This is a genomic window from Psychrobacter sp. 1U2, assembly GCF_051847575.1.
Map to the genome: position 1 here is coordinate 1 of NZ_JBPYDC010000364.1, position 1,161 is coordinate 1,161.

Genomic DNA, 1,161 nt, shown 5'->3' on the forward strand with positions numbered 1-1,161 from the left:
GTTGCGTCATCTGCTTCGGTATCTCATACAGTCTCCGATATAATTGATGAAGCTCAAGCACCTGTCTTAATTGATGCTTCACTACCCTCGTCAGTCACACCGCTTTCACGCACTCATTTGGCACAAAAGCACTATTATCCATCAAATTATTATGACCATTACCATCCTTATATCGAAAATAAACCTGCAAGTTTGGCAGTAGAGGCTGCTGTTGCTATCGTCATCAATGGTGTGCATTATGCCGTATTGATGGCCAGTCCTTACCAGTTGGAGTATTTGGCCGTTGGGTTTTTGTTTAGTGAGGGCTTAATTCAGTATAGTCATGAATTGCTAGATTGGGAGGTGACTCAGCTTACCGATACAACCAACTATGAGAGCTTTATACAAGGCTCAATCGATAAAAATTCTGAAACAGAAATATTTGAACAAAGCGAAATACTTGAACAAAGCTTAGCACAATTGCAAGATTATGATGTTTATATAGTAGAGCTAGTATTGAATCAGCGTTGTCATCAGCGTATTCAGGCACAAAAACGTCAGCTAGCGGGCCGTACTGGCTGCGGCATGTGCGGTATGACTGGTCTAACACAAGCATTACCTGACTTGAGTGCCTATCATCAAAAGAGACAGTATGTAAAAGACATCGTCCCACACCTCAGCTATCTGTTGTCAATACGGCAACGAGTAGATACTATGCAACACACTCATCAATTGACAGGTGCAGTACATGCAGCGGCAACGATGCAAGGTGATGATTTGTATTTATTTGAAGATGTAGGACGTCATAACGCGCTTGACAAACTTATCGGCTGGCAACTGCGGAACAAAATGGAGGTTGAATACGTTCTTATGACGTCTCGCTTATCCATTGAGCTGGTACAAAAATCTATCCGTAGCCGCATACCTTGGTTAGTCGGTATGTCTGCCCCTACTAGTACAGCAGTTCGAGTCGCTGAACGTTATGGCTTGGGGTTGGCTGGATTTTTACGTGACAACAGGGTGACGTATTATTCTGGTATTTGAAGCATTCAGCGCGCATAGCTGCTGATAAAAAAAGAGAACAAGACACTAGATGCCTTGTTCTCTTTTTTATACTTCTTTTATTCGTACTTTCACATTTAGTTAGACTATTGGGTAAATTGTGAATATTTTGCACAAGAG

At 41.9% G+C, this 1,161-nt stretch carries 1 protein-coding gene; it reads left to right on the top strand.

What is annotated here, in order from left to right; all coding sequences use genetic code 11:
* The first annotated feature begins 42 nt into the window (after window positions 1-42).
* Window positions 43-1,023 (top strand): formate dehydrogenase accessory sulfurtransferase FdhD, encoded by a 981-nt coding sequence (gene fdhD / locus ACS8FD_RS15845; RefSeq protein ID WP_439276553.1) that lies wholly within the window; start codon window positions 43-45, stop codon window positions 1,021-1,023.
* Window positions 1,024-1,161 lie beyond the last annotated feature (138 nt).